Consider the following 2,790-nt stretch of genomic DNA (forward strand, 5'->3'; position numbering starts at 1 on the left):
GCCAGGCGCCATCCGCCGGAGCGGCGGCAACAAGCTCACCATGGCGTTCGAAAAAGCCGGCGAGAAGAAGACGGTCGATAGTTTCGTGGAACGGGTGTAAAAGCCCGTCATGAACCACAAGCGCAAACGACCGAAATCCGCGCGTGCGGGGTGCCTCCTGTGCAAACCACACAAGGCCAACGGCTGCTGCCCGCGCCACAAGAACATGCGATTCGGCGATCGGCGGCGTTTCGAGATCGGCCGCGATCAAATGCGCTGCGAAGGTTTGATCGTCGCAAATTAGCTCGGCGGCAATTGCGGAACGCCTTCAACGTTCCTATCTGCTGCTGGCGTCCTCTCCCGACCAGGTCGGCCATCACACTATCAACCCCCTCATGTCCCCCATCATATCCGTCTCCAAGCTCTCGAAGACCTATGGCTCCGGCTTCAAGGCGCTGAACAATATCAATCTCGAGATCCATCGCGGCGAGATCTTTGCGCTGCTCGGGCCGAACGGCGCCGGCAAGACCACGCTGATCAGCATCATCTGCGGCATCGCCAATTTGAGCGAAGGCCGGGTCATCGTCGACGGTCACGACATCAACACCAATTACCGTGCCGCCCGCGCGATGATCGGGCTGGTGCCGCAGGAACTGCACACCGACGCATTCGAATCGGTGTGGGCCACCGTCAGCTTCAGCCGCGGCCTGTTCGGAAGGGCGAAAAATCCTGATCATATCGAGAAGGTGCTGAAGGACCTGTCGCTGTGGGACAAGAAGGATTCCAAGATCGTCACGCTGTCCGGCGGCATGAAGCGCCGGGTGATGATCGCCAAAGCGCTGTCGCACGAGCCGCAAATCCTGTTCCTGGACGAGCCGACCGCCGGCGTCGACGTCGAGCTGCGCAAGGGCATGTGGGAAGTGGTGCGCGCGCTGCAGGCGTCCGGCGTCACCATCATCCTGACCACGCACTACATCGAAGAGGCCGAACAGATGGCCGACCGCATCGGCGTCATCAACAAGGGCGAGATCATCCTGGTCGAGGACAAGGCCAGTCTGATGCAGAAGCTCGGCAAGAAGCGCCTGACGCTGCAATTGCAGGGCAAGGTGGAGACGATACCGCCCGCGCTCGCGGCCTATCACCTCGAACTGTCCGATGGCGGTCGCGCGCTGACTTACAATTACGACACCCGGGGCGAACGCACCGGGATCACCAGCCTGCTCAGCGACCTCCGCAACGCCGGCATCCGCATCTCCGATCTCGACACCACCCAGTCTTCGCTGGAAGACATCTTCGTCAGCCTGGTGCAAGCGCGATGAATTTCCGGGCGGTCCGCGCCATCTATCTGTTCGAGATGGCGCGCACCTGGCGCACGGTGCTGCAAAGCATCGTCTCGCCGGTGGTATCGACCTCGCTGTATTTCGTGGTGTTCGGTGCTGCGATCGGCTCGCGCATCACCGAGGTCGAGGGCGTCAGCTACGGCACCTTCATCGTGCCCGGACTGGTGATGCTGTCGGTGCTGACGCAAAGCATCGCCAACGCCTCGTTCGGCATCTATTTCCCGAAATTCGTCGGCACCATCTATGAGATATTGTCGGCGCCGATCTCCTATGTCGAGATCGTGCTCGGCTATGTCGGCGCCGCAGCGACCAAATCGGTCATCCTCGGCCTGATCATCCTCGCCACCGCCGCCCTGTTCGTGCCGCTGCACATTCATCACCCCTGGTGGATGCTGACCTTCCTGGTGCTGACGGCCGTGACCTTCAGCCTGTTCGGCTTCATCATCGGCATCTGGGCCGACGGTTTTGAGAAGCTGCAGATGATCCCGATGCTGGTGGTGACGCCGCTGACTTTCCTCGGCGGCAGCTTCTATTCGGTGAACATGCTGCCGTCCGCCTGGCGCACCATCACGCTGCTCAATCCCGTGGTCTATCTGATCTCTGGCTTTCGCTGGAGTTTTTACGAGATCGCCGACGTCAGCGTCGGCTTGAGCCTCGGCATGACACTGGGGTTTCTTGTCATCTGCATGGTCGCGGTGTGGTGGATCTTCAAGACCGGGTACCGGCTGAAGAATTGACGCGCGAAAGCGCGTCATTCCGGGGCGCGGCCTTGGCGCGAACTTTGATGTGCAATTGCACATCGTAGTTCGCGCTTCGCGCGCCCCGGAATGACGTATGACGACGGACAATGACTACCGATAGCAGCGGAAGTGGCCGTGGCGGTTGTAGTAGCCGCGGCAGCGATAGCCGCGATCCGAAATCCCGAACACGCCCTTGACCGCGCCCATGGCGCCGCCAACGCCGGCGCCGACGGCGCCCCCGACCACGCCGCCAACCGGCCCGGCGATCCGGTTGCCTTCGTAGGACCCTTGCTGGGCTCCGCGCACGATGCCCTGGGCATGGCCGATTCCCGGCATCGCCACGAGCAGCGCGGCGGCCGCGAAAACCAGCTTGACGGTTGGACCGGCCGACAAATCCGCTGTCCTGATCCTGGTCTTGTTCATCGGGATTCCCCTGAAACACCGGCGGCGGTCGCGCCCGCCGCAGCAGGATTTCTGTAACGCCAATGCGACGGAAAAATTGCACAGCCGCGGCGTATTCCGGGCGAACGCCGCCAGGCCATTCGCGAAAATGTCAGTGTTCCGCCGCCATCGACCCCTCCCCGCCTTGTTTACGCCGCGGGCCGCATTAACGATGCTCCCGCGGGCTGCTGGAACCAAAGCGAGTTTCCGGGCATAGTGGAAGCCGGGGGACGGAGAATTGCGGCGCCGTATTCGAGGCGCATGGGTAAAGAGGCCTGGAGGCCAAGGGT

The 2,790-nt window shown here is 62.1% G+C and carries 3 protein-coding genes; 2 read left to right on the forward strand and 1 reads right to left on the reverse strand.

Annotated elements, in window-relative coordinates; translation table 11 throughout:
• The first annotated feature begins 374 nt into the window (after positions 1–374).
• A complete protein-coding gene (locus tag WCE35_RS12795; RefSeq protein ID WP_424593714.1) occupies positions 375–1,298 on the forward strand; it encodes an ABC transporter ATP-binding protein in 924 nt (307 codons plus the stop codon).
• Positions 1,295–2,056, forward strand: coding sequence for an ABC transporter permease (locus WCE35_RS12800; protein WP_424593715.1), 762 nt, complete (start codon positions 1,295–1,297; stop codon positions 2,054–2,056). The genes WCE35_RS12795 and WCE35_RS12800 overlap by 4 nt, the downstream gene beginning before the upstream one ends.
• A 114-nt stretch (positions 2,057–2,170) precedes the next feature.
• On the opposite strand, the gene WCE35_RS12805 is transcribed toward WCE35_RS12800, so the two are convergent.
• Positions 2,171–2,482: a hypothetical protein gene (locus tag WCE35_RS12805; RefSeq protein WP_424593716.1), complete on the reverse strand. Its 312-nt coding sequence runs from the start codon at positions 2,480–2,482 to the stop codon at positions 2,171–2,173.
• Between the last annotated feature and the right edge of the window lie 308 nt (positions 2,483–2,790).

The organism is Bradyrhizobium sp. (assembly GCF_049691595.1).
Classification (GTDB): Bacteria; Pseudomonadota; Alphaproteobacteria; order Rhizobiales; family Xanthobacteraceae; genus Bradyrhizobium.

Bases quoted from the DNA above. Each gene is read 5' to 3' on its own strand.
- WCE35_RS12795 (WP_424593714.1), top strand. From the start codon at position 375: ATGTCCCCCATCATATCCGTCTCCAAGCTCTCGAAGACCTATGGCTCC.
- WCE35_RS12800 (WP_424593715.1), top strand. From the start codon at position 1,295: ATGAATTTCCGGGCGGTCCGCGCCATCTATCTGTTCGAGATGGCGCGC.
- WCE35_RS12805 (WP_424593716.1), bottom strand. From the start codon at position 2,482: ATGAACAAGACCAGGATCAGGACAGCGGATTTGTCGGCCGGTCCAACC.